At 59.0% G+C, this 24,694-nt stretch carries 20 protein-coding genes and 1 pseudogene; 6 read left to right on the top strand and 15 right to left on the bottom strand.

Annotation, left to right across the window (positions count from 1 at the left end; translation table 11 throughout):
• Positions 1 to 397: 397 nt before the first annotated feature.
• From KHO07_RS00730 to KHO07_RS00715, 4 genes are read right to left on the bottom strand one after another with little or no spacing between them, the layout of a single operon-like run.
• On the bottom strand, positions 398 to 1,468 hold the full coding sequence (locus KHO07_RS00730; RefSeq protein ID WP_212626242.1) for a TniQ family protein: 1,071 nt from the start codon (positions 1,466 to 1,468) through the stop codon (positions 398 to 400).
• Positions 1,465 to 2,352 (bottom strand): TniB family NTP-binding protein, encoded by an 888-nt coding sequence (locus KHO07_RS00725; RefSeq protein ID WP_212626241.1) that lies wholly within the window; start codon positions 2,350 to 2,352, stop codon positions 1,465 to 1,467. Before KHO07_RS00725 ends, KHO07_RS00730 begins: the two co-directional genes overlap by 4 nt.
• Entirely contained in the window at positions 2,349 to 4,274 is a 1,926-nt protein-coding gene (locus tag KHO07_RS00720) for a Mu transposase C-terminal domain-containing protein (RefSeq protein ID WP_212626240.1), read from the bottom strand. Before KHO07_RS00720 ends, KHO07_RS00725 begins: the two co-directional genes overlap by 4 nt.
• On the bottom strand, positions 4,271 to 4,960 hold the full coding sequence (locus tag KHO07_RS00715) for a heteromeric transposase endonuclease subunit TnsA (protein ID WP_244858261.1): 690 nt from the start codon (positions 4,958 to 4,960) through the stop codon (positions 4,271 to 4,273). The genes KHO07_RS00720 and KHO07_RS00715 overlap by 4 nt, the downstream gene beginning before the upstream one ends.
• Before the next feature lie 385 nt (positions 4,961 to 5,345).
• On the opposite strand from KHO07_RS00715, the pseudogene KHO07_RS00710 reads away from it, so the two are divergent.
• A pseudogene (locus tag KHO07_RS00710) lies at positions 5,346 to 5,996 on the top strand (ATP-binding protein); the annotation flags it as partial.
• 100 nt (positions 5,997 to 6,096) lie between these two features.
• Here the strand turns inward: KHO07_RS00710 and KHO07_RS00705 are convergent.
• Positions 6,097 to 8,073 carry a methyl-accepting chemotaxis protein gene (locus KHO07_RS00705; protein WP_150734034.1) on the bottom strand — a complete coding sequence of 659 codons (1,977 nt, stop codon included), beginning with the start codon at positions 8,071 to 8,073 and terminating at the stop codon, positions 6,097 to 6,099.
• 185 nt (positions 8,074 to 8,258) lie between these two features.
• Positions 8,259 to 9,179, bottom strand: a complete 921-nt coding sequence (locus KHO07_RS00700) for a LysR substrate-binding domain-containing protein (RefSeq protein WP_150734033.1) — start codon at positions 9,177 to 9,179, stop codon at positions 8,259 to 8,261.
• Positions 9,180 to 9,337: 158 nt separating this feature from the next.
• On the opposite strand from KHO07_RS00700, the gene KHO07_RS00695 reads away from it, so the two are divergent.
• The gene (locus KHO07_RS00695; protein ID WP_212626239.1) at positions 9,338 to 10,732 is read left to right on the top strand and encodes a NorM family multidrug efflux MATE transporter; all 1,395 of its coding nucleotides are present in this window, start codon (positions 9,338 to 9,340) and stop codon (positions 10,730 to 10,732) included.
• A 111-nt stretch (positions 10,733 to 10,843) separates the two neighbouring features.
• Here the strand turns inward: KHO07_RS00695 and KHO07_RS00690 are convergent, their stop codons facing one another.
• Positions 10,844 to 12,517 (bottom strand): bifunctional diguanylate cyclase/phosphodiesterase, encoded by a 1,674-nt coding sequence (locus tag KHO07_RS00690; RefSeq protein ID WP_212626238.1) that lies wholly within the window; start codon positions 12,515 to 12,517, stop codon positions 10,844 to 10,846.
• Between the two features lie 263 nt (positions 12,518 to 12,780).
• Between KHO07_RS00690 and rep the strand changes: the two genes are divergently transcribed.
• Both rep and KHO07_RS00680 read left to right on the top strand, forming a co-directional pair.
• Positions 12,781 to 14,790, top strand: coding sequence for a DNA helicase Rep (gene rep / locus KHO07_RS00685; protein WP_007989511.1), 2,010 nt, complete (start codon positions 12,781 to 12,783; stop codon positions 14,788 to 14,790).
• A 57-nt stretch (positions 14,791 to 14,847) separates the two neighbouring features.
• The gene (locus KHO07_RS00680; protein WP_003229440.1) at positions 14,848 to 15,420 is read left to right on the top strand and encodes a xanthine phosphoribosyltransferase; all 573 of its coding nucleotides are present in this window, start codon (positions 14,848 to 14,850) and stop codon (positions 15,418 to 15,420) included.
• Between the two features lie 116 nt (positions 15,421 to 15,536).
• Here KHO07_RS00680 and KHO07_RS00675 read toward each other — a convergent pair whose 3' ends face one another.
• The 6 genes from KHO07_RS00675 to dadA all read right to left on the bottom strand — a co-directional run bounded on the left by KHO07_RS00675 (position 15,537) and on the right by dadA (position 21,665).
• Complete coding sequence (locus tag KHO07_RS00675; RefSeq protein WP_212626237.1) at positions 15,537 to 17,459, bottom strand: acetyl-CoA hydrolase/transferase family protein; 1,923 nt, start codon at positions 17,457 to 17,459, stop codon at positions 15,537 to 15,539.
• Between the two features lie 139 nt (positions 17,460 to 17,598).
• A complete protein-coding gene (locus KHO07_RS00670) occupies positions 17,599 to 18,012 on the bottom strand; it encodes a c-type cytochrome (RefSeq protein WP_348532553.1) in 414 nt (137 codons plus the stop codon).
• Between the two features lie 182 nt (positions 18,013 to 18,194).
• On the bottom strand, positions 18,195 to 18,743 hold the full coding sequence (locus KHO07_RS00665) for a cupin domain-containing protein (RefSeq protein WP_007947433.1): 549 nt from the start codon (positions 18,741 to 18,743) through the stop codon (positions 18,195 to 18,197).
• 126 nt (positions 18,744 to 18,869) lie between these two features.
• On the bottom strand, positions 18,870 to 19,943 hold the full coding sequence (gene alr / locus KHO07_RS00660) for an alanine racemase (protein ID WP_212626236.1): 1,074 nt from the start codon (positions 19,941 to 19,943) through the stop codon (positions 18,870 to 18,872).
• A 92-nt stretch (positions 19,944 to 20,035) separates the two neighbouring features.
• Positions 20,036 to 20,389, bottom strand: a complete 354-nt coding sequence (locus tag KHO07_RS00655; protein ID WP_075946498.1) for a RidA family protein — start codon at positions 20,387 to 20,389, stop codon at positions 20,036 to 20,038.
• A complete protein-coding gene (gene dadA / locus KHO07_RS00650) occupies positions 20,361 to 21,665 on the bottom strand; it encodes a D-amino acid dehydrogenase (RefSeq protein ID WP_150702392.1) in 1,305 nt (434 codons plus the stop codon). The genes KHO07_RS00655 and dadA overlap by 29 nt, the downstream gene beginning before the upstream one ends.
• A gap of 157 nt (positions 21,666 to 21,822) precedes the next feature.
• Between dadA and KHO07_RS00645 the strand changes: the two genes are divergently transcribed.
• A complete protein-coding gene (locus tag KHO07_RS00645; protein WP_007975155.1) occupies positions 21,823 to 22,311 on the top strand; it encodes an Lrp/AsnC ligand binding domain-containing protein in 489 nt (162 codons plus the stop codon).
• A 128-nt stretch (positions 22,312 to 22,439) separates the two neighbouring features.
• On the opposite strand, the gene KHO07_RS00640 is transcribed toward KHO07_RS00645, so the two are convergent.
• Positions 22,440 to 22,793 (bottom strand): YkgJ family cysteine cluster protein, encoded by a 354-nt coding sequence (locus tag KHO07_RS00640; RefSeq protein ID WP_212626235.1) that lies wholly within the window; start codon positions 22,791 to 22,793, stop codon positions 22,440 to 22,442.
• A gap of 147 nt (positions 22,794 to 22,940) precedes the next feature.
• Between KHO07_RS00640 and KHO07_RS00635 the strand changes: the two genes are divergently transcribed.
• Positions 22,941 to 24,233 (top strand): FAD-binding oxidoreductase, encoded by a 1,293-nt coding sequence (locus KHO07_RS00635; RefSeq protein WP_212626234.1) that lies wholly within the window; start codon positions 22,941 to 22,943, stop codon positions 24,231 to 24,233.
• A 138-nt stretch (positions 24,234 to 24,371) separates the two neighbouring features.
• Here the strand turns inward: KHO07_RS00635 and KHO07_RS00630 are convergent, their stop codons facing one another.
• Complete coding sequence (locus KHO07_RS00630; RefSeq protein WP_212626233.1) at positions 24,372 to 24,617, bottom strand: DUF1127 domain-containing protein; 246 nt, start codon at positions 24,615 to 24,617, stop codon at positions 24,372 to 24,374.
• Between the last annotated feature and the right edge of the window lie 77 nt (positions 24,618 to 24,694).

Here is a 24,694-nt window from a genome sequence, read left to right as displayed (position 1 = left end):
GCACGTTTTAGCCTCGCTACGCGCGCAAGGAGGGCAACAGCGCAACACCCTTTCATCAACCGTAGCGCGCACCAGGCGCGTGGATAACGCGCAACAACGCTCGCAGGGTTCAGGCTCATTGAAGTAGTGAGCGCAGGAGTTGCACGCCGGACCATAGGGGGTCAGCTTCCCCACAGGACGTCCGACTCTCGCACATCTCACACACGGACGAGAGAGCACACATCGATCACACTCAGCCTTGGCGTCAAACACAGGCAGGCGCGAATAGTTACCGCAACCGGTACACATACGGCGCTTGAAAAGACGTGCGTAGCATGTATCGCAATACCGCTTGCCGGCATGGATCTTTTTGGTTTTTAGCATGGTTCTGCCGCATTCGTGGCAGTCATTTGGGCGTTCAAGGACGAGCATAAGCAAAGATCTTCCGCTGTAAGCGCTGCCACTCACGTTCGACCGTCACCCGGTCCACGGCAGGATGTATTCGTTTGATACAAGCGGCCTTGTGAGAGTGAACTACCGCGGCCGAGACCAGTGCTTGCGCTGCTGCGGACGAACACGAGGCGCTCATGTGCCGTCCAAATACAGAAAGAGGAAGATGGTAATCGGATATCGCTTGAGCCAAGAGCTCAGACGGTAGGGCAACCAATGGGGCCAATAGCGACATGATCCACATACGCTCATTCACCTCCAGCAACTCCAAAGGCAGCCCAGAACGTATCTGATATTGCGGCTTAACGTCCACGTTCAATGAACTCAGCATTAGCTGTGTTGAGCCGCTCCGAGTACGCAGGGCGTAGCGCAGTAAAGAGACCAGTAAATAAGCGTATTCAAACCATTCACACGCTTGCGCAGAAGCACACGACCGGCTCAGGACGTTGTCCGCAACTGACTGCAAACTCAGCGCATCAGGAATACAAGGCGTAGCTATTGATCTTGACGTGAGCGCTTCGCCGCACACGTGGCAGATGGAGCAATCGGTGGCTGGAGGAACCAGAAGCTGAGGTTGAATAGGAGCATGGCAATTGCGGCAACGGCTGATCAGGCAGATCCCATGCCTTGTACAACCGGTCTGCCACGCAAAGCGCCAGTGATACCGAAAATAGGGCTGTCCCTCTTCAAAGCAAGCAGGACAGTACTGCAGACCACAGTGATGCTGCCGATTGCGTAATCCGAGCGACAGCAGCCATCGCGTATTTGCTCGTCTGACATCAGTGCTCGATATACATAGCAGAGCCGCATGAAAACGCTCGTCAGCTGCTGCCAGGCCGGGAAACTCATCGTTATCCAACTGCCTGAACAATTTCTGTTTGACCCCACAGTCGATGTCCATCGTCCACAACCGCACTGCCGGCCAGAGTTCTCCGCAAAATGCTAAAGGCGTACAGCCATGAGCAAGTGCATTACGCAGCAACCATGATGAAATCAGCTCATCGTCCCTGATTGATTGGTACAGCGGCCAACGATTCACACTCGCTCCCTGATTCCGCGCGTAGGCTGCAGCCATGCGTGCTTTTCAATGGTCGCCTTGGTGATCTTTTCGCTACCCGTGACGATCGCGTCTTTGGCGCATTCCATAAGCAATCGGTGAAGATCTCCGGTATTGCCACCCGAGATCGAATGCAGCGCTAAGGCCAACTCAGGCTTGCTCAACCCTGAGGCGTGCTGAAGGGGGAGAACCGATTCGAAAGACTTGATCAGGCGCTGAAACTCGGTGGACGGCTCCCACCGGCGAAGCGAAATCACGTCAAACCGGCTGGCATGTTGCGGATCGGTGTGGAGTACCCGCACTGCGTCTGAGGTGCCCACACCAACAATCGGAATTGCTAGCGTATTGCACAACAATTTCAAGGCGTTCATGACTTCCCGTTGCTTGATCGCCGAACCAGTCAATAGCGAATGGAATTCATCGATTACCAACAGCCGGACATGGCACGACCGAAACATGTGCACCACTTGATAACGCAACTTAGCAGTGGCATCACTAGCCCGGTAGGGTGCCCAAAAACTTTCGAGAATCGAGATGTAGAGTCCTTTTTCATCAGCTGCCGGTGGAGACTCGACCAGAATTACGGGCTTTACGGGCTCTGCCTGTGCGTTAACATAACTCTGACCGTACAACTCAACGAAACGCCTGATGATGGTCGTTTTGCCGTTGTTAGAGTCTCCAACCAGCAACACATTGGGCATCCTTGGACGTGACGGGGTCGTCAGCAATGTTCGTAGTGCATTGATGATTTCATGCGCTGCGGGATAGCCGATCCACCTGGGCTCCTGGAGAAAGCGAATGCGCTCCTCGTCGGACAAGCTCATGACGGGCCGAAAGTCTGGATGAATGTGAGGATAGTCGTTCATAGAATATCCTCAAATCCATCGTCCAAATCGTCGACCAATCCCGAATAGCCTGCAGGTCTCGCCGTGATCTGAATTGTCGGAGCAGGTGTAGCGGCGGGCAACGCGGGCGTTTTGTTTTGTTGATGGATCTTCTGTCTCTGAGCCAAGCGTCGGGTCTTTTTGGTGGTGGCTTTGGCACTCTCGACCAGCTCCCGGTTTTCAATAATCAGTCGCTTGATCAGGTCATCGTCGATATTGGCCAGCCCTTGCTCGACGGCCTGCTTCTTGGCAGCACGAAACTCCCAAACGCTGGTCGCCGGGAAGGACTGGTTGGCTACTGGAATCTTGAAATACTGCTTTAAGTGAGGATCGTAGAACCAGAGCTGACTAATGTCCCTGGGATCACGTCGGAAAATGAATTTGCGTGTCTTGCCCGAATCGTCCTTGGCGTTGATCCAAGGTCGAAGTGCCTCGGAGTAGTAGGTCACATCAAGCTCGACGCCGTAGTGCTGAACCGTGCGCTCATACGCTGGTAGGAAGTCTCGTTGAATGGTGAAAGGATCTGCCGGTCTTGGAGGCAATCCCATCGCAGGTGTATCGTCCCTTCCACCGAAAATGCCGACGTTCCACTTGTGTAACGGACTCATGAAAATCTTTGCGTGATACTTAGCGTTGTATTTGAGAATCTCGCGCACCAGCCAGACTTCGAATTCCGAAACGGTCAAAGCCGCCTGAGCATCCGAATCAATTCCCTCACGCTGTTGAATGTTACTGAACGTGGTTCCGGGCAAACCGTGAACGGCTTGCATGAACTTGCCCATCAATCGCTCGATGTGCCCGCCATATTTGGGTCGTTTTACAGGACGGAATCGGTTCTCGATCCCGTAGTTCGAGCACGATTTGCGCAGGCTTTCAGATCTAAAGTCAGCGCCGTTATCACTGTGCAAAACCCGCGGAAATCCCCACACAGGCCAATCGCCTTCTATCCCGTGCGCAATCAGCCATTCCTCCTTGGGAATGATTGAATGCGCGACGCACATGGCAACGGATATCACCGATGGCGCATCGATTGCCAAGTAGTAGCCGGTGATCATTCTTGAGTGCACATCGATCGCCAGGGTCAGCCACAAACGCCCGATGGACTTACGATGTACATCGTCGACAACCATGGCGTCGATCGGTGTGTGATCGATCTGTACGACCGCGAGCGGAAAGTCTGCGCCAGGAAACGAGCCAGGCGATGGGGTATAGGAATTGCGCGCCTTGTCCGCAAAACCCCGACCACGAAGGAATTGCTTATCCGAGATACGACTGATGCGCTGTCGGATCGTCGACTCAGCAATCATGGGAATACCACGCGCTTGAGCGCGAATGCGAAACTCGCTAACTGCTTTGCTGACCGTTGGCCGCGTCTTGCTGAGGTAGTACTCCCGGATCACCTCATCAAGGAGTTCATCGGCCTCTGCCGATATTCGAACTGTTCCAGATTGCCAACCACGCTTTCTCGGTATCAGGGCCAGCAATTCGCCCCAGCTCTTGTACCGGTCCATCCAGCGATAGACCGTGGCAGTGTCCACTTCGTATAGCAGTGCACGTGCCTTGATCTCAGCCTTAGTTCGAACGACATCACCCAGCAGGGGCTCAATGGCTTCAAACCGCCTTTTCGCAATTGCCCATTGTTCTTCACTGATGCTCTCCATGTCGTAATTGACATAAAGGCCGTCCAAACGCTCTTGCGCAATGGGCTTAAGGCCGTCGACCGGCAAAGCTGCAGCACGACCACTGTAAACATCGATGCCGACGACTGTCTTGAAATCCAAGACCTGATTGATCCGATAAACATCATCGCCGTACCGAACGAATGCATTTCGCTCGAGTGACAGACGTGCCCGATCCGGGATGAAAGCCTGGGGCTTTTCACCGTGATATGTGAGGGTGTTCATGGCGAAGGAATCCAGACGTCCAAAAAGTCGTTCAGTGGCTGACGGATGTCGCAGTCGAGTTGACGGGTCGCGATCAAATGCCAGATATGGCTGATTCCGCGGGCTCGGTAGATACCCGCAAAGTGGACGGCGAGCAGGTAGTGCACCGCAACGGGACCCGTGTCACGAACGGTTTGCAGAACCCATTCACTTTCCTCTCGGGCAAAGTCCATCGCCTTGTAACGATCAAGGAATTGGATGTTGGTGAATCCCGTATCACGTATTCGCGATTCATCGTAAATATGGAACGCCCAACCGTTCTCTTGGGCATAACGCCAGGCGGCTTTCCATTTCGGTAACCATTTGCGCCAGTTTTTTTCCCAGTGATCTCGCGGTTTTACCTCAACCAACAGCGGCACCGGGTAGGCGCCAATCTGGCGATCCACGTGATAATTAATAAGGAAATCTGGGGTATAGCTGTGCGTTCGCGCGCCATCACCTTGAAAAGGGATTTGTACTGGTTGCGCGATCACATCGCATACCCGGTTGGAAAACGTCACACGCGCCAAAAAGTCGCGTTCTAGTAGCGATTCGTAAGGAATGCCATCGCCATTACGCAATGGAAAGGTGCCGGAAAGGCTGCGCCTTGTGGGAGAAATCGGCCGAGTCTGCTGATGAGCGACGGCGGGAATACGGTAGGTCTGCATAATGTTCACCTGGTCAACCGGATACCAGGAATCATGCTTTCAGTGTAGGACATAAAGGTGGGTAATTCGCCCCTAATCCGGGTACAGAACCTAGAAAAATGAACGTCAATGCTGGCTGAAAAACGTCCTAAATCGTGAACCGTTACCGCCTTAACGAAATCTTCTCCCAGTCATATCCCGCCCTCTGTCATGGGTTGAGCACTATTACCTCTAACAGTAAAAAATCGGCGGTCGGAGCGACTTGAGGATAGTCGCATCAATTGCCATTGGAACTGAACGTGGTCGCATCTATTACCGAAGGCCGTCGCATTTAATTCTGCAGCCGTTTACGGTCTTATGGGACTTCCACGGGAGGCCATTCGCATTAATTGCCGAGACCTACAGCGGCTCGAAACCGCAACCCGGCGAAATCACTCTCGCCCATCACGGGGTGCTGTTCCTTGATGAGCTTCCTGAGTTCGAGCGCAAAGTGCTGGAAGTGCTGAGGGAACCCTTGGAGTCCGGCCATATCGTGATTTCCCGAGCCAAGGATCGCGTGCGTTTTCCGGCGCGCTTTCAATTGGTCGCGGCGATGAATCCTTGCCCCTGCGGTTTTCTCGGCGAACCCAGCGGTCGTTGCACCTGCACGCCGGACATGGTCCAGCGCTATCGCAACAAACTCTCCGGGCCCTTGCTGGATCGCATCGATTTGCACCTGACCGTGGCGCGTGAGGCCACGGCGTTGAATCCAGTCATCAAACCGGGAGAGGACAGTGCCAGCGCGGCGTTACGCGTGGCTGAAGCCAGGGAACGACAGCAGAAGCGTCAGGGGTGTGCCAATGCTTTTCTCGATTTGCCGGGGTTGCGCCGCTACTGCACGTTATCCACAGCCGATGAGCATTGGCTGGAAACCGCTTGTGAGCGGCTGACCCTTTCACTGCGTTCTGCGCATCGGTTGCTGAAAGTAGCGCGGACGCTGGCTGATCTGGAGCAAGTTGAGGGGATCAGCCGCGAGCATCTGGCGGAAGCATTGCAGTATCGGCCGGCGACGCAGTAAATGCTTATACCGCGTCGCTCCCACATTTGATCCTGGTCGGCTGCAAGGCCTGGATCTCTGTGGGAGCGAGCCTGCTCGCGAAAGCTATTTCAAAAGCACCTCAACGAAACCGGTCGACCTCGGAGCGCAAATCCGCCGCCAGCTTCTCCAGCTCTTTGGCCGTCACCGCCAGGTTCGACACCACCTCACGCTGCTCACTGTTGGCCAGGGCGATGCTTTGCAGGTTGCTGCTGAGCAAGGTCGCGGTGCTGCTCTGTTCCTGAGTCGCGGTGGTGATGGCGGCGAACTGTTGACCGGCCGAGCGACTTTGTTCGTCGATCCGCGCCAGTGCCGAAGCAACATTGGCGTTGCGCGACAAGCCTTCCTGCATCAGCACGTTGCCCTGCTCCATGGTGCTGATGGCGTTGCCGGTTTCCTGCTGGATGCTCTGGATCATGCCGGAAATTTCGTCAGTCGCCTGACGGGTACGGGACGCCAGATTGCGCACTTCATCGGCCACCACGGCGAAGCCACGACCCTGCTCGCCGGCGCGGGCGGCTTCGATCGCGGCGTTCAGCGCCAACAGGTTGGTCTGTTCGGCAATCGAGGTAATCACACCGACGATGCCACCGATTTCCTGGGAGCGTTGTCCCAGGGTGTTGATCACCGTCGCGGTGCTGTTCAACGCCCCGGCAATTTGTTCCAGCGACGAGGACGCTTCGTCCATCGACGTACGACCGATCTGGGTTTGCTGGGCGTTTTCCTGCGCCAGACGCTGGGTGTTGCCCATGTTGTCGGCGATGTTCAGGGACGTGGCGCTGAACTCTTCCACCGCACCGGCCATGCTGGTGATCTCGCCCGACTGCTGTTCCATCCCTTCATAAGCGCCACCGGACAAACCGGACAAGGCCTGGGCACGGCTGTTGACCTCCATCGATGCGTTGCGGATGTGCTCAACCATGGTCGACAGCGCTTGGCTCATCTGATTGAAAGCGCGGGCCAGTTGGCCGATTTCGTCGTTGCTCGTCACGCTCAGGCGTACGCTCAGGTCACCCGCGCCCAAGGCCTCGGCCTGACGCACCAGATCACCCAGCGGCGCGAGTTTGCTGCGCAGCAACCAGACCGCCGAACCTACCGCGATCAACATCGCCAGCAGGCTGCCGATGGCCAACTGAATGCCGACGCTCCAGGTCACCGCGCTGATTTCGGCTTTCGGCATGCTCGCCACCACCGACCACGGACCGCCCTCGAATGGCACAGCAATGCTGTAGAAGTCTTGCGACGAGTCGCTCCAGAAATCGCCCTTGCCCGGGGTCTTCGCGAGCGCCACAACGGCCGGGACCGCTTGATCCAGCGCCTGCACGCCAGCAATCGGCACCAGCCATTTGTTTTGCTCGTCCAGCAATGCCAGAGAGCCGGTCTGGCCGATACGGAAGCGCTTGAGGTTTTCGAACTGGGCATTCTGCGCGTCGGTGTAATCGAACCCTACGTAGAGCACCGCAAAGACCTTGCCGCTGCTGTCACGCACCGGGGTGTACTGCGACATGTAGAAGCGTTCGAACAACAGGGACCGACCCACGTAGCTTTGCCCCGCCATCAATCGGGCGTAGGCCGGATTCGCATGATCGAGCACAGTGCCGATGGCACGGCTGCCATCTTGCTTGGTGACGTTGGTGCTAACCCGAATGAAGTCCTCACCACTGCGCACGAATACCGTGGCCACGCCGGCGGTCATCTGCTTGAAGTCGTCCACTTCCTTGAAATTATTGTTCAGCACTTCGCTGCCCAGGTGCAGACCCGGCGTCTGCGTACCCGCGACGGCCACCGGTTCATCCGGGTGCACGCTCAGGCCGGCGCTGAACCGCTTTTCGAACAGACCCGCCAGGCGCTGGGTGCTTTCACGCAGGGTGCCGTGAAAGGTGCTCAACTGATCGGCCAGCAACCGGGCTTCACTGGCCAGGTGTTCTTCGCGGGTGGCCAGATTGGCCGTGTCCAGCGAGCGCAGGGCGAACAAGGTACTGCCGGTGATGACAATCGCCAGTATCACGGCAAGCGCAAGACCAAGCTGTGAAGCGATCCGGGCACGAGGTTGAGACATGACAGCTCCTGGCCGAGCGAACGGATCATCCTGATCGCGACGCATGCTCGGCAAAATTTCTAATAATGGGGGTAGCGTCGAACCTGCACGAAGGTCCCACGAAGAGATTTTCGGCGGCAAACGGCAATACTTGAGCAACGAGTTAGGATATGGCGCAAGGCCGCTACTTCAGGGGCTTCATCGTTTCAGCTCAAGTGCACGACTTCAGGCAGCTCCATGGCCTGGACTTCGCCTTGCAGAAAGTCGCTGAGTCGGCGCATGCGCTCGCCGCCGGGGCGGGTTTTCGGCCAGACCAGGTAGTATTTCTCCCCGCTGGCAACGGCAGTCGGCCACGGCAGGCTCAAACGACCCTGGGCCACATCCTCCGCCACCATCAGCAAGTCGCCCATGGACACACCGTAGCCTCGAGCGGCGGCGATCATGCCCAGCTCCAGCGTATCGAACACCTGCCCGCCCTTGAGCGACACCTGCTCGGCCAGGCCCATGCGTTCCAGCCAATTACGCCAGTCGCGACGATCAGGCGTCGGGTGCAGCAGTTCGGTGTTGACCAGGCGCGCCACATCCCAGGGCTGATCGTTCAACAGATTGGGCGCGCCTACCGGGATCAACTCCTCGGGGAACAGGTAACTCGCCTCCCAGTCCGGCGGGAAATGGCCATTGCTGAGTAACACCGCACAGTCGAATGGCTCGTCGTTGAAGTCCACCGAATCGACATCCATCCAGGCGCTGGTTAATTGCACCTCGTTGCCCGGTTGCAAATGTCGGAAGCGGCTGAGGCGCGCCAGCAACCATCGCATGGTCAGGGTCGACGGGGCTTTCATGCGCAGGATGTCGTCTTCGGCGCGCAAGGTGTTGCAGGCGCGTTCAAGGGCAGTAAAGCCTTCGCGGATACCCGGCAACAGCAAACGGGCGGACTCGGTCAGTTGCAGGTTGCGGCCACTGCGATGAAACAAGCGGCAGGCAAAATGCTCTTCGAGGGTCCGGATATGCCGACTGACCGCACTTTGGGTAATCGACAGCTCTTCCGCTGCGCGGGTAAACGAACTATGCCGCGCCGCCGCTTCGAATGCGCGCAGGGCATACAAGGGAGGAAGACGACGTGACATTCAGAAAGCTCCTATAGCGGGGTTCGGCCACCCTATCAGAAACTCTCCAGCATGAGTTTGAATCATGCCACCCATCCTTTTTATCCCTTTGTGCAAACCCCGCAAAGCGCCGAGAATCGACGTTTTCGTGAACTCTTTGCCATTCGAGCGTGATGACCATGCAGCATCCAGCGCGTATTGAACTCTGGGCCATCCTGCGGCTGGCGGGGCCGTTGATTGCCTCGCAGTTGGCGCACATGTTGATGGTCCTCACCGACACCCTGATGATGGCGCGCCTGAGCCCCGAGGCGCTGGCCGGCGGCGGGCTCGGTGCGGCGTCCTATTCGTTCGTATCGATTTTCTGCATTGGCGTGATCGCGGCGGTCGGCACCCTGGTGGCCATCCGTCAGGGCGCGGGCGATATTCTCGGCGCGGCCCGCCTGACCCAGGCCGGGGTGTGGCTGGCCTGGTTGATGGCGCTGGGTGCCGGGTTGCTGCTGTGGAACCTCAAACCGGTGCTGTTGCTGTTCGGCCAGACCGACAGCAACGTCCAGGCGGCCGGGCAGTTCCTGATCTTTTTGCCCTTCGCCCTGCCCGGCTACCTGAGCTTCATGGCCTTGCGCGGTTTCACCAGCGCCATTGGCCGCGCGACACCGGTGATGGTCATCAGCCTGGGCGGCACGGTGGCCAACTTCCTGCTCAATTACGCGTTGATCACCGGCATGTTCGGCCTGCCGAAGCTCGGTTTGATGGGCATCGGCCTGGTCACCGCGATTGTCGCCAACCTCATGGCACTTGCGCTGGCGTGGCACATCCGCCGGCATCCGGCTTATGACGCCTATCCGCTGCGCCAGGGGTTGCTGCGACTCAACCGGCAGTACCTGAAAGAACTGTGGCGCCTGGGTCTGCCGATTGGCGGCACCTACGCCGTGGAGGTCGGGCTGTTTGCGTTCGCGGCGCTGTGCATGGGCACCATGGGCAGCACGCAACTGGCGGCGCATCAGATCGCCCTGCAAATCGTCTCGGTGGCGTTCATGGTTCCTGCGGGGATGTCCTATGCGATCACCATGCGCATCGGCCAGCATTACGGCGCCGGGCAATTGCTGGATGCGCGACTGGCCGGTCGGGTCGGCATCGCCTTCGGTGCGGCGGCGATGCTGTGCTTTGCGATGGTGTTCTGGTTGCTGCCGAATCAGTTGATCGGTCTGTTCCTGGATCACAACGACCCGGCGTTTCGCGACGTCATCAACCTGGCCGTGAGCCTGTTGGCGGTGGCGGCGTGGTTCGAGCTGTTCGACGGCACGCAAACCATCGCCATGGGCTGTATTCGCGGGCTCAAGGACGCCAAGACCACCTTCCTGGTCGGCCTGGGTTGCTATTGGCTGATCGGCGCACCGGCGGCGTGGTGGATGGCCTTTCATCTGAATTGGGGGCCGACGGGAGTCTGGTGGGGTCTGGCGCTGGGCCTGGCTTGTGCGGCGGTCAGTTTGACGCTGGCGTTTGAGTGGAAGATGAAGCGGATGATTCGGCGGGAGCCGGCGGCAGAACGTTTCGACGCCGTCCAGGCCGAATGAGAATCCTGTAGGAGCTGGCTTGCCAGCGAACGCGGTTTGTCATTCAACACATTTGTCGACTGACCCACCGCCATCGCTGGCAAGCCAGCTCCTACACGGGTGTGGTGCGGGTTAAACCACGATTTCCAGTGGCGCCTGCTGATTGCTGCCAAACATCAAATACTCCACCAGATCCGCCAACGCCAGCGGTTTGCTGATCAGATAGCCCTGCACTTGATCGCAATCGAATCCGCGCAACAAATCCAGTTGCTCCGGCGTTTCCACGCCTTCGGCGACGACTTCGAGGTTGAGGTTGTGCGCCAGGTTGATCATCGCGTGGACCAGTTTGCGGTTCTCTTCGCGCTGTTCCATGCCGCCGACAAAGCTCTTGTCGATCTTCAGCAAGGTGATCGGCAGGCTGTTGAGGTGCACGAACGACGAGAACCCGGTGCCGAAGTCGTCGAGGGAAAAACGCACGCCCAGACGCCCGAGGGCATCCATGGTTTGCTTCACCAGATCGCTGCGGCGCATGACCGCGGTTTCGGTCAATTCGAATTCCAGCCACTGCGCCTCGACGCCCCGCTCGGCAATCAACCGACTAAGGGTCGACAGCAACTGGCTGTCCTGAAACTGGCGGAACGACAGGTTGATCGCCATGTGCAACGGCGGCAAGCCCAGCTCCAGCAGCGCCTGCATGTCACGCAGGGCACGGGAAATTACCCAGTAGCCCAGTGGCACGATCAAACCGCTTTGCTCGGCCAGCGGCACGAATTCACTCGGCGGCAGCAAACCGCGCTCAGCGTGGCGCCAGCGCACGAGGGCTTCGAGACCGACGATTTGTCCGTCCGCAAGGTTCAGGCGTGGTTGGTAATGCAGCTCCAGCTCATCGCGGCGCAACGCCCGGCGCAGCTCGGTTTCGAGATCGGCGATGCTGCGGGCATTGCGATTGATGCGTTCGTTGAAGATATGAAAAGTGCAACCTTGTGTGCTCTTGGCCTGCTGCATGGCGATGTGCGCGTGCCACATCAACGGGTCGGCACCGGCCTGGGCACGGGCGTGGGCGATGCCCAGGCTGGAGCCGATCAACAAGCTTTCGCCATCGACCCAATAGGGCTCGGCCAGCGCTTCGGTGATGCGTTCGGCCATCCATTCGGCGCGCTGCGGGGCGCGGCGGGTATCGATCAGCAGGGCGAACTCATCGCTGCCCAGTCGCGCCAGCTGATCACCGGCTTCGAGCTGGCTTTTGAGCCGGGCGACCACTTGCAGGATCAACCGGTCGCCCGCCTGATGGCCGAGAGCGTCATTGGCATGGCGGAAGTTATCGAGGTCGAGGTGCCCGAGGGCCAAACCGCGACCGTCGTTTTCCGCCAGTCGCGCCGCCAACAGGGTCTGAAAACCCTGGCGGTTGGCGATGCCGGTCAACGGGTCTTGCTCGGCCAGGCGTTGCAGAGTGTTTTCCAGCACACCGCGCTCACGCACATGGCGCAGGCAACGGCGCAGCATGCCGGGGTCGAGATGGTCGCGGACCAGCCAGTCGCTGACGCCGTCGGGCGGTGTGAGCGGTTCGTGTTCGAGCAGTAACACCGTTGGCAGACTGCAACGGCCCGGCGTCGGCTGAAGAGCCGGGATCGTCAACAACACCGCATTGCGGTTGTCATCGAACAGACTGCTGACCGACTCCCAACTCGGCGCGCTGATGAGCACGGCCAAGCTCCCCATCGGAGCCAGACACTCGCGCAACAACGCTGCCCACGCTGGCTCTTCGGCCAGTAGCAGCAAACGCAAGGGTTCGACAGGCGTAGACAAGCTAGCTCCCTAGACTCTGCAAAGATGTAGGCGACGGGCATTATGCCGTGCGGATAACTAATGACAATGACATCAGCTATCAAACGCGGCCTTTGTATCCGGAATTACGTACATTAGACGCAAATCCGTTGCGCATCCTGCGTGAAACTAACAAAACCGGCAAATAGAGATCGCGTTGTGCGTCACAAGTCGGAGAGAGCAGCACAAATCGCTGAGCCTGTTAAAATGCCGGCCCATTTCGTGACTGACTCCTGAATTTACCTATGTCCCGACTCAATCCCCGGCAGCAAGAAGCCGTGAGCTACGTCGGCGGCCCTCTTTTGGTGCTCGCCGGTGCAGGCTCCGGCAAGACCAGCGTGATCACGCGCAAGATTGCGCACCTGATCCAGAACTGCGGCATCCGCGCCCAGTACATCGTCGCCATGACCTTTACCAACAAGGCCGCCCGCGAGATGAAGGAACGGGTCGGCACCCTGCTGCGCGCCGGTGAAGGTCGTGGCCTGACGGTCTGCACCTTCCACAACCTGGGCCTGAACATCATCCGCAAGGAACACGTGCGGCTGGGCTACAAACCGGGCTTCTCGATCTTCGACGAGACCGACGTCAAGGCCCTGATGACTGACATCATGCAGAAGGAATACTCGGGCGACGACGGCGTCGACGAGATCAAGAACATGATCGGCGCCTGGAAAAACGACCTGATCCTGCCGGCCCAGGCCCTGGAAAACGCCCGCAACCCCAAGGAGCAGACAGCTGCCATCGTCTACACCCACTACCAGCGCACGCTCAAGGCGTTCAACGCGGTGGACTTCGACGACCTGATCCTGCTGCCGGTGAAGCTGTTCGAAGAGCACGCCGACATCCTGGAAAAGTGGCAGAACAAGGTGCGCTACCTGCTGGTGGACGAATACCAGGACACCAACGCCAGCCAATACCTGCTGGTGAAAATGCTGATCGGCAAGCGCAACCAGTTCACCGTGGTGGGCGACGACGACCAGTCGATCTACGCCTGGCGCGGCGCCCGCCCGGAAAACCTGATGCTGCTCAAGGACGACTACCCGTCCTTGAAAGTGGTGATGCTGGAGCAGAACTATCGCTCCACCAGCCGCATCCTGCGCTGCGCCAACGTGCTGATCTCGAACAACCCGCACGAATTCGAAAAACAGTTGTGGAGTGAAATGGGCCACGGCGACGAGATCCGCGTGATCCGCTGCCGCAACGAAGACGCCGAAGCCGAGCGCGTGGCCATGGAAATCCTCAGCCTGCACTTGCGCACCGACCGGCCGTACAGCGATTTCGCGATCCTCTATCGCGGCAACTACCAGGCCAAGCTGATCGAGCTGAAACTGCAGCATCACCAGGTGCCGTATCGCCTGTCCGGCGGCAACAGCTTCTTCGGGCGCCAGGAAGTGAAAGACCTGATGGCCTACTTCCGCCTGATCGTGAACCCGGACGACGACAACGCCTTCCTGCGGGTGATCAACGTGCCGCGCCGGGAAATCGGCTCCACCACCCTGGAGAAACTGGGCAACTACGCCACCGAGCGCAAAATCTCGATGTACGCCGCCACCGATGAAATCGGCCTCGGCGAGCATCTGGACAGCCGCTTCACCGATCGCCTGTCGCGCTTCAAGCGTTTCATGGACAGGGTGCGCGAGCAGTGCGCCGGCGAAGACCCGATCTCGGCCCTGCGCAGCATGGTCATGGACATCGACTACGAGAACTGGCTGCGCACCAACAGCTCCAGCGACAAGGCCGCCGACTACCGCATGGGCAACGTCTGGTTCCTGATCGAGGCGTTGAAAAACACCCTGGAGAAGGACGAAGAAGGCGAGATGACCGTCGAAGACGCCATCGGCAAACTCGTCCTGCGCGACATGCTGGAGCGTCAGCAGGAAGAGGAAGACGGTGCTGAAGGCGTGCAGATGATGACCTTGCACGCGTCCAAGGGCCTGGAATTCCCCTACGTGTTCATCATGGGCATGGAAGAGGAAATCCTCCCGCACCGCTCCAGCATCGAAGCCGACACCATCGAAGAAGAACGCCGGCTGGCCTACGTGGGCATTACCCGCGCGCGCCAGACCCTGGCCTTCACCTTCGCCGCCAAGCGCAAGCAATACGGCGAGATCATCGATTGCGCGCCGAGCCGCTTCCTCGATGAGCTGCCGCCGGACGACCTGGCCTGGGAAGGCAACGACGACACGCCGACCGAAGTCAAAGCCGTACGCGGAAACAACGCATTGGCAGATATACGCGCGATGTTAAAGCGCTAGAATTGACCACTTTTTTAAAACCTTAGGGCGTACAACGCGCCAACAGAGGACAGCTTCATGGAAGCCCTGCACCAGAAAATCCGCGAACAAGGCATCGTGCTTTCCGACCAGGTCCTGAAGGTCGACGCCTTCCTGAACCACCAGATCGACCCGGCCCTGATGAAGCTGATCGGCGACGAATTCGCCACGCTGTTCAAGGACTCGGGCATCACCAAGATCGTCACCATCGAAGCCTCGGGCATCGCCCCGGCGATCATGACCGGCCTGAACCTCGGCGTGCCGGTGATTTTCGCCCGCAAGCAACAGTCCCTGACCCTGACTGAAAACCTGCTGTCGGCGACCGTTTACTCGTTCACCAAGAAGACCGAAAGCACCGTGGCCATTTCCCCGCGTCACCTGACCAGCAGCGACCGCGTGCTGATCATCGATGACTTTTTGGCCAACGGGAAAGCGTCCCAGGCGCTGATCTCGATCATCAAACAGGCTGGCGCTACGGTGGCGGGTTTGGGAATCGTGATCGAGAAGTCGTTCCAGGGTGGCCGTGCGGAGCTGGATTCGCAGGGATATCGCGTTGAGTCGTTGGCACGCGTCAAGTCGCTGAAGGATGGCGTTGTAACCTTCATCGAATAACGCTGTGATCCCTGTAGGAGCTCGCCAGCGATGACGGTGTAACTGCCAACATACATGTTGAATGTTATGGCCTCATCGCTGGCAAGCCAGCTCCTACAGGGGATCATCGTTCCTGGTTATTGCGCAGTGGCCTTGAGGCCGGTGAGCAGCAAACGCTGATACAGATCTTCTTTCAGCCCTTGAGGGCTCGTCAGCCGCATGCGCTCCAGATGCTCAGGAAAGGCCGAAGGTTCCGGCGCATCCAGCGCAGCCTTGCCCAACTCCAGCACTTCGCTCAGCTTGAACTTGCTCTTCAACCAGTTCAGCGCCCGCAACACATCGCGCTCCACGTCGGTGAAATCACAGCCCAACGGATATTCCGGAAACAGCTGCGCGTGCCGCGCCTGAATCGCCTGCAAACGCTCGGGGCGGTTGTCGGTGAAGCGCGGATCGAGACGGAAATCCTTCGGTAGCTTGCCAACCTTTTGCGCCTGTTCGATCAGCCCTGGCTGGAAGCGTGAGTCACTGATATTGAGCAAGGCTTCGATCACCGCCGCATCGGTCTTGCCGCGAAGATCGGCGATGCCGTATTCGGTGACCACGATGTCGCGCAGGTGCCGCGGGATCGTGCAGTGGCCGTACTGCCAGACGATATTGGAACTGACCTCGCCGCCCGACTCGCGCCAGCTGCGCAGCAGCAACACCGAGCGTGCGCCTTGCAGAGCATGGCCCTGCACCACAAAGTTGTACTGCCCACCGACGCCGCTGAGCACGCGGCCGTCTTCCAGCTGATCCGCCACCGCAGCGCCCAACAAAGTCACGGTGAACGCCGTGTTGATGAACCGCGCATCAAGGCGCTGCAGGCGCTTGAGCTCTTCCTGGCCATACAACTCGTTGATGTAGCTGATGCGGGTCATGTTGAATTCGAGCCGCTTGCTCTGCGGCAACTCTCGCAAGCGCTCATAGAAACTGCGCGGCCCGAGAAAGAAACCGCCATGCACCGAGATGCCGTCGGTTTGCGCCGCCTCATCGAGGGTGCCGGCATTCGCCTGCTGCTGGGTGGGCACGTCCGGATACACCTTGCGTCGCACGATACCGGCGTCGGCCAGCACCAGCAGGCCGTTGACGAACATTTCGCTGCAGCCGTAAAGGCCTCTGGCGAACGGCTCAATGCCGCCTTCGCGCTTGATCAGTTGTGCCCACTGGCTGAGGTTCACATCCGCCAGCAAAGCTTTGTAACCGTCATTGTCGGCTTGCCGCGCCAGCAACGCCGCCGTCAGCGCGTCGCCCATGGAACCGATACCGATCTGCAACGTGCCGCCATCGCGCACCAGCGTACTGGCGTGCAGGCCGATGAAATGGTCCTGGAAACCCACCGGCATGTTCGGAGTGGAAAACAGGGTGGTGTTGTCCTTCTCGTCGATCAACAGGTCGAAGGTATCAATGCCGACTTCCGCATCACCGGGCATGTAAGGCAAACCATCGTGCGCCTGGCCAACCATCAGGATGGTCTCACCGGCCGCCCGGCGCTTGGCGATCATCGGCAACAGGTCGAGGGTGATGTCCGGGTTGCAGCTGAGGCTCAAGCGATCGGGATGATCAGCGTGGCTGGCAACCAGCTGCGCCACCAGGTTCAATCCGGCGGCATTGATGTCCCGGGCCGCGTGGCTGTAATTGCTGCTGACGTAGTCCTGCTGCGCCGCTGCGCTGTTAAGCAGGCTGCCCGGCAGCATGAAAAACTGCTGGATGTGGATGTTGGCTGGCAGATTGTCATGCTGCAGGCCGGCGAGAAAATCCAGTTCCGGATAATCACCAAAAACCCGTTCGACAAAGGGTTCGAGAAAGCGCTTTTGCAGCCCGTCACCCAACGCAGGACGGCCGAGGCACAGGGCGGTGTAGATCGTCAGCTGACGGTCGGGCAACTGCGTGATGCGTTGATACAACGCGTTGACGAAGTGGTTGGGTTTGCCCAGCCCCAAGGGCAGGCCCATGTGAATATGCGCCGGCAATCGTGCCAACACATCCTCGACCGCTTGCTCGATAGAACACAGCTGCACCATCCGAACCTCCCTTCCATTCCATGACATGGGGTTGGACCGAGCTTGCCGGGTCTTTGCTGCAATAACCAGCCTCGGGCGGCAAATCGCGTGCACAAAAAAGCCGCTCGAAAGCGGCTTTTTCACGAAAGAGACAGGCGTGTTACAGGCCGGACATCTCTTTGATTGCGGCCTTCAGCTCGTCATCGGAGCAGTCGGCGCAGGTGCCTTTTGGCGGCATTGCGTTGATACCGGTAATGGCTTTGGCCAGGATGCCGTCGAGGCCGCCCTGGTGGTCGGCACGTTCTTTCCAGGCCGCCTTGTCGCCGATTTTCGGCGCGCCCAACAGGCCGGTACCGTGGCAAGCGTTGCAATGTTTTGCAATAACGTCTTTAGGTGCTTTGGCACCACCGCCGCCGCCGGCAGCAGCGGCGACTTCCATGCCCTTGCACTCTTGACCGGTCACACAGACCTGGCCAACCGGCTCCAGGCGCTTGGCAATTTCGTCGTTCGTCGCAGCTTGAGCGCTGACAGCCCAGAGGGCCAATACGGTTGCTGGTATGGCCAGCATTTTCATAATTAGGTTCACGCGTTCACCCTCAATGGTGGCTAGTCACGCCTACGGCCACGGTTCGCAGGCGGGCGCAAGTATAGCGGTAAGCCCGCGACACTGAAACAACCCCAAAGTCGAAGGGGTTTTGTTGCGCAACGGTAAAACGGCTCGGGTGCCTCGGCCATGCTGGCAGGGCGCCTCTTTTGTTAAAAATTAGCAGGTGTAGCTGCGCTGATTAGTCGCGCCGGCGCATCGAACGGATTACGGAAACGATGCGGCTTGGTACTTTCAAAGTAGTAGCTATCGCCGGCTTCGAGCACAAAAGTTTCCAGCCCGACCACCAGTTCCAGCCGCCCCTCCACCAAAATGCCGGTCTCCTCGCCCTCGTGGGTGAGCATCTCGTCACCGGTGTCGGCGCCTGGCGGGTAGATTTCATTGAGGAACGCGATAGCCCGGCTCGGGTGCGCCCGGCCGACCAGTTTCATGGTCACCGCGCCATCGGAAATATCGATCAGCTCGTTGGCCTTGTAGACGATCTGAGTCGGTTTTTCCTGCAGGATTTCTTCGGAAAAGAACTCGACCATGGACATGGGAATCCCACCCAACACTTTCCTCAGCGAACTGATCGAGGGGCTGACGCTATTCTTCTCGATCATCGAAATCGTGCTGTTGGTGACGCCCGCGCGTTTGGCGAGTTCACGCTGGGAAAGACCTTTGAGCTTGCGGATCGATTGCAGTCGTTCACCGACGTCCAAGCTTGCGCCTCCAGGATTCAGGTTGTTGGAATATTGAGCGTTATCATGGCGACAGCGTTCAGTATTTACAACACTTTGGCCTGAATCCTGTTCGGCGAGGCGACTTCCGGCACCCCTCGTTCTGCGCTAGCTCCCGGAATAGAGCAGTGGCACCCGGCGCAAATTGCAGAAGATCTGGTAAGGAATCGTGCCGGCGGCCATGGCCACGTCGCTGGCGAGGATGTTTTTGCCCCACAATTCGACCGTTGACCCCAGGCCTGCTTGCGGGATATCGGTCAAATCAACGCACAGCATGTCCATCGACACCCGGCCGATCAATTGGCTGCGATGCCCGGCCACCAGCACCGGCGTACCGGTCGGCGCCAGACGCGGATAGCCATCGGCGTAACCCATGGCCACCACGCCCACGCGCATTGGTTTAGAGGTGATGAATTTCGCGCCATACCCAATTGGCTCGCCGGCCGGCAGTTCCCGCACGCTGATCACTTTAGATTCGAGGGTCATCACCGGTTGCAGGCGCGCGGCCACGGTGTTGGCTTCCTCAAAAGGCGTGGCACCGTAGAGCATGATGCCCGGACGCACCCAATCACTCGGGATTTGCGGCCAGCCCAGCACGGCCGGCGAGTTACGCAGGCTGATTTCGGCAGACAAGCCCTGACGTGCCACTTCAAACACCGCGGCCTGCTCGGCGCTGGCCTGGCTGTTCAATTCATCGGCCCGGGCGAAGTGGCTCATCAGCACGATTTTCGCCACGTTGCCGCTGGCCAGCAGCCGTTGATAAGCGGCCTGATAATCCTTTGGATGCAGCCCCACCCGGTGCATGCCCGAATCGAGCTTGAGCCAGACAGTAATCGGCTTGCTCAATGCAGCCTTTTCAATCGCTTCGAGTTGCCACAGCGAATGCACCACGCACCAGAAATCGTGCTCGACGATCAGCGACAACTCATCGGCTTCGAAAAAACCTTCCAGCAACAACACTGGCGCACGGATGCCAGCCGCGCGCAGCTCCAGGGCTTCTTCGATGCAAGCCACGGCAAAACCGTCTGCCTCGGCTTCCAGCGCCTGGGCGCAACGCACCGCGCCGTGACCGTAGGCATCGGCCTTGATCACCGCGAGAGCTTTAGCCCCCGTGACTTCACGGGCGATTCGGTAGTTGTGACGCAGGGCTTGAAGGTCGATCAGGGCACGGGCAGGACGCATGGCGGCAGACTTCTGGTCGGTCGTTGGGAGAAAAACCGACGCTGGCTGACAGGGTGAACAGTCAGCGCCGGAAGAGGGATCTTTACTACGGTTTACGGCAACGCCGCGACGATCGAAATCTCGACCAGGATGCTTGGCTTGGCCATTTTCGCTTCGACGGTGGCACGGGCCGGGGCGGCGCCCTTTGGCAGCCACTGATCCCAAACTGAGTTCATCGCGGCAAAGTGCGCATCGATGTCGTTCAGGTAAATCGTTGCCGACAGCAGATGTTGCTTGTCAGTCCCGGCCAGATCGAGCAGACGCTCGATGTTGGCCAGTACATCGCGGGTCTGCTGTTCGATACCGGCGTCGAAATCATCGCCAACCTGTCCGGCCAGATACACCGTGCCGTTGTGGGTGACGATCTGGCTCATGCGCTCATTGGTGAGCTGGCGCTGGACTGACATGCTTTGCAGACTCCTGGGTTTTGCTGCCATAACGGGAAATATCGAGGCCTTCCGCGCTGATTTGTGGTTTTTTCTTGGCCATCAGATCGGCCAGCAATCGACCCGAGCCGCAGGCCATGGTCCAGCCGAGTGTACCGTGACCGGTGTTCAGGAACAGGTTCTTGAACGGGGTGGCGCCAACGATCGGGGTGCCGTCGGGGGTGGTCGGACGCAGGCCTGTCCAGAAACTGGCCTCGGCCAGATTGCCGCCCTGAGGATAAAGGTCGTTGACGATCATCTCCAGGGTTTCACGCCGACGCGGGTTCAGCGACAGGTCAAAACCGGCGATCTCCGCCATGCCGCCGACACGAATGCGGTTGTCGAAACGGGTGATCGCGACCTTGTAGGTCTCGTCGAGAATGGTCGACGTCGGAGCCATCGCCGGGTTGGTGATCGGCACGGTCAGCGAGTAGCCCTTGAGCGGGTACACCGGCGCCTTGATCCCCAGCGGTTTGAGCAGTTGCGGCGAGTAGCTGCCGAGCGCCAGCACGTAGCGGTCGGCGGTCTCCAGCTTGCCGTCGATCCACACGCCGTTGATGCGGTCACCGGCGAAGTCGAGGCGCTGGATGTCCTGGCCGAAACGGAATTGCACACCGAGGTTGGCGGCCATTTCCGCCAGCTTGGTGGTGAACATCTGGCAGTCGCCAGTCTGGTCGTTCGGCAGGCGCAGGGCACCGGCGAGGATGTCGGTGACACTGGCCAGGGCCGGCTCAACGCGGGCGATGCCTTCGCGGTCGAGCAGTTCGAACGGCACGCCGGACTCTTTCAGCACGGCGATGTCTTTCGCAGCGCCGTCCAGTTGAGCCTGGGTGCGAAACAGTTGGGTGGTACCCAAACTGCGGCCTTCATAGGCAATGCCGGTTTCGGCACGCAGTTCGTCGAGGCAGTCACGGCTGTACTCGGACAGGCGGACCATGCGCTCCTTGTTCACCGCGTAACGGCTGGCGGTGCAGTTGCGCAGCATTTGCGCCATCCACAGGTACTGATCGATATCTGCAGTGGCCTTGATCGCCAGGGGTGCGTGGCGCTCCAGCAGCCACTTGATGGCTTTGAGCGGCACACCCGGCGCGGCCCACGGCGAAGCATAACCCGGCGATACCTGGCCGGCGTTGGCGAAACTGGTCTCCATGGCAGCAGCCGGCTGCCGGTCGACCACCACCACTTCAAACCCGGCACGCGCCAGATAGTAAGCACTGGTGGTACCGATGACGCCGCTACCCAAGACCATAACGCGCATTTTCATTTCCCTCATCGCGGCGAACCGCTGACGTTTGTTGTTCAGAGCTTCAGATGTGCGCAGTGTAAAAAAGATTTGCCAGTGCTTTTCACTATATAAGCGCCTATATTTGGCGACAATTCTCGGCAAAAACCCTTTTCACGGAGGCGCATCCCCTATGCGTACCAATACTCAGACCAAACGGGAACTGGACAAGATCGACCGCAATATCCTGCGGATTCTGCAAGCGGACGGGCGTATCTCTTTTACCGAGCTGGGGGAAAAGGTCGGGCTCTCGACCACGCCCTGCACCGAACGGGTCCGGCGGCTGGAGCGCGAAGGGATCATCATGGGCTACAACGCGCGGCTCAATCCGCAGCATTTGAAGGGTAGTTTGCTGGTGTTCGTCGAGATCAGCCTCGATTACAAATCCGGCGATACGTTCGAAGAGTTCCGACGCGCCGTGCTGAAGCTGCCCCACGTGCTGGAGTGCCATTTGGTGTCAGGGGATTTCGACTACCTGGTGAAAGCGCGGATTTCCGAGATGGCCTCGTACCGCAAACTGCTGGGCGACATCCTGCTCAAGCTGCCGCATGTGCGCGAATCCAAGAGTTATATCGTGATGGAAGAGGTGAAAGAGAGCCTGACCCTGCCGATTCCGGACTGACATTTGTGGTGCTGCTATCGCCAGCAGGCTGGCTCCCACAGGTTAGGTGGTGAACAAAAATCTGTGGTTCACCTGCATTCCCTGTGGGAGCTAGCCTGCTAGCGATGCGGAAAACTCGGTTCGAGGATCTAAACCAACACCTGCCGGTTGGAAGCCATGTATTCGAATATCTGCTTCTCGACTCTTGGATGAATCAACTCCACCGGCCCGCGCCCATTCGGGCATGGCAGTGTCTTGGTGGTGCCGAACAGCCGGCAAATCAACGGCCGCTCGTCATACACAGTGCAGCCGTTCGGCCCGAGGTGAACGCAGTTGAGCTCATCCATGGCCGCATCCTGCTCGGCCCGGGTCTTGCGCGGCAGGCGCGACATTTCTTCCGGCGAGGTGGTCACAGGCCCGCAGCAGTCATGGCAGCCGGGCACGCACTCGAACGAGGGGATCTGTTGGCGCAGCGTGCGAATTTTCTGGCTGTTGCAACTCATTGAAGCCTTGACCGAAAGCGGAATAGAACCGGATTCTGACGCAAAACCCTTGATCCAGACAGCGCGAACTGACCAATGTTGCCCGTCCGGGAAAGTCCGGCTTATGCTCCGTCAAATTTTCTAAACATAGCAATCAGGATGACGCGCATGAATGCCCGTGCCCAGCACACTGCCTCCTATTACGCTGCCAGCAGCCTGCCGCAACCGGATTATCCGGCGCTCACAGGTGAAGTAGTGGCCGATGTGTGCGTGGTCGGCGGTGGGTTTTCAGGGTTGAACACGGCGCTGGAACTGGCCGGGCGCGGCCTCAGCGTGGTGCTGCTCGAAGCCCGCAAAATCGGCTGGGGGGCCAGCGGCCGCAACGGTGGGCAGTTGATTCGCGGCGTCGGCCATGGCCTCGATCAGTTCACCAACGTGATCGGTGCCGACGGCGTGCGGCAGATGAAACTCATGGGCCTGGAAGCCGTGGAAATCGTCCGCCAGCGAATCGAGCAATTTCAGATTCCCTGCGACCTGACCTGGGGCTATTGCGACCTGGCCAACAAACCCCGCGACCTCGAAGGTTTCGCCGAAGATGCCGAAGAACTGCGCAGCCTCGGTTATCGCTATGAAACCCGCCTGCTGCAACCTGAAGACATGCACACGGTGGTGGGCTCCGATCGCTATGTGGGCGGCCTGATCGACATGGGCTCCGGGCATCTGCACCCGCTCAACCTAGCGCTGGGCGAAGCGGCCGCTGCGCAGCAACTCGGTGTGCAATTGTTCGAGCAGTCCGCCGTTACCCGCATCGACTACGGCCCCGAGGTCAAGGTTCATACCGCCCAAGGCTCAGTCCGCGCCAAGACGCTGGTGCTCGGTTGCAATGCCTATCTCAGCGATCTCAACCCGGAACTCAGCGGCAAGGTGCTTCCAGCAGGAAGCTACATCATCGCCACTGAACCCCTGAGTGAAGAATTGGCTCACGCCCTGCTGCCGCAAAACATGGCGGTCTGTGATCAGCGGGTGGCACTGGATTACTACCGACTCTCGGCGGACCGCCGCTTGCTGTTTGGCGGCGCCTGCCATTACTCCGGGCGGGACCCGAAAGACATCGCGGCCTACATGCGGCCGAAAATGCTGGAGGTTTTTCCACGCCTGGGTGACGTGAAGATCGATTATCAATGGGGCGGCATGATCGGCATCGGCGCCAACCGCCTGCCACAAATCGGCCGGCTCAAGGACCAGCCGAACGTGTATTACGCCCAGGCTTATTCCGGTCACGGCGTGAATGCCACGCACCTGGCGGGCAAGCTGCTGGCCGAGGCCATCAGTGGTCAGCACAGCGGTGGATTTGATCTGTTTGCCAAGGTGCCGCACACCACCTTCCCGGGCGGCAAGCATTTGCGCTCGCCGTTGTTGGCGCTGGGGATGCTGTGGCATCGGCTCAAAGAGCTGGCCTGAAAGATTGCCGCTGTTTTGGCGGATTCATCGCGGGCAAGCCCCCACAGGATGTGGTTGTGAGCACAAATATTGTGAACACCAGCAATCACTGTGGGAGTGGGCTTGCCCGCGATAAGGCCCTGAAGAGCACCGCAAAACTCAGATCCGCCAGAACGGCTTAAGCCCTTCCTCCCGCGCCTGCTCTCGCGTCAGCCCGATGTCCTTGAGCTGTTCAGGCGTCAGGCTCAGCAACGCTTTGCGCGTGTGCAGGCGTTGCCAGAACAGATCCCAGCGACTCAGGCCGGACGGCGCGTTGCGCATCAGCGCATTGCGTGCCTGGTCCTTTTGCCCTGTCTCCAGTTCCTGACTGTGTAACGTCAGCCGCACATCGCTCAAACCATTCATTTTGAATGCTCCTGTTTACTTGGGTAGCCAGAGATTCCATGATGCGCGGAAGACAAATAACGTTACAGATTCAAAGC

Origin of the sequence: Pseudomonas sp. PP3, from assembly GCF_905336995.1 — a bacterium.
In the GTDB taxonomy this organism is placed as follows: domain Bacteria; phylum Pseudomonadota; class Gammaproteobacteria; order Pseudomonadales; family Pseudomonadaceae; genus Aquipseudomonas; species Aquipseudomonas reinekei.
Note: the sequence above shows the minus strand (reverse complement) of the source record. Positions and strands in the feature narration are given on the sequence as shown.

Excerpts from the sequence above, each read along its gene's own strand:
- KHO07_RS00725 (WP_212626241.1), bottom strand. The coding sequence starts at position 2,352 with ATGAACGACTATCCTCACATTCATCCAGACTTTCGGCCCGTCATGAGC.
- KHO07_RS00720 (WP_212626240.1), bottom strand. The coding sequence starts at position 4,274 with ATGAACACCCTCACATATCACGGTGAAAAGCCCCAGGCTTTCATCCCG.
- KHO07_RS00715 (WP_244858261.1), bottom strand. The coding sequence starts at position 4,960 with ATGCAGACCTACCGTATTCCCGCCGTCGCTCATCAGCAGACTCGGCCG.
- KHO07_RS00705 (WP_150734034.1), bottom strand. The coding sequence starts at position 8,073 with ATGTCTCAACCTCGTGCCCGGATCGCTTCACAGCTTGGTCTTGCGCTT.
- KHO07_RS00700 (WP_150734033.1), bottom strand. The coding sequence starts at position 9,179 with ATGTCACGTCGTCTTCCTCCCTTGTATGCCCTGCGCGCATTCGAAGCG.
- KHO07_RS00695 (WP_212626239.1), top strand. The coding sequence starts at position 9,338 with ATGCAGCATCCAGCGCGTATTGAACTCTGGGCCATCCTGCGGCTGGCG.
- rep (WP_007989511.1), top strand. The coding sequence starts at position 12,781 with ATGTCCCGACTCAATCCCCGGCAGCAAGAAGCCGTGAGCTACGTCGGC.
- KHO07_RS00680 (WP_003229440.1), top strand. The coding sequence starts at position 14,848 with ATGGAAGCCCTGCACCAGAAAATCCGCGAACAAGGCATCGTGCTTTCC.
- KHO07_RS00675 (WP_212626237.1), bottom strand. The coding sequence starts at position 17,459 with ATGGTGCAGCTGTGTTCTATCGAGCAAGCGGTCGAGGATGTGTTGGCA.
- KHO07_RS00670 (WP_348532553.1), bottom strand. The coding sequence starts at position 18,012 with ATGAAAATGCTGGCCATACCAGCAACCGTATTGGCCCTCTGGGCTGTC.
- alr (WP_212626236.1), bottom strand. The coding sequence starts at position 19,943 with ATGCGTCCTGCCCGTGCCCTGATCGACCTTCAAGCCCTGCGTCACAAC.
- KHO07_RS00655 (WP_075946498.1), bottom strand. The coding sequence starts at position 20,389 with ATGTCAGTCCAGCGCCAGCTCACCAATGAGCGCATGAGCCAGATCGTC.
- dadA (WP_150702392.1), bottom strand. The coding sequence starts at position 21,665 with ATGCGCGTTATGGTCTTGGGTAGCGGCGTCATCGGTACCACCAGTGCT.
- KHO07_RS00645 (WP_007975155.1), top strand. The coding sequence starts at position 21,823 with ATGCGTACCAATACTCAGACCAAACGGGAACTGGACAAGATCGACCGC.
- KHO07_RS00640 (WP_212626235.1), bottom strand. The coding sequence starts at position 22,793 with ATGAGTTGCAACAGCCAGAAAATTCGCACGCTGCGCCAACAGATCCCC.
- KHO07_RS00635 (WP_212626234.1), top strand. The coding sequence starts at position 22,941 with ATGAATGCCCGTGCCCAGCACACTGCCTCCTATTACGCTGCCAGCAGC.
- KHO07_RS00630 (WP_212626233.1), bottom strand. The coding sequence starts at position 24,617 with ATGAATGGTTTGAGCGATGTGCGGCTGACGTTACACAGTCAGGAACTG.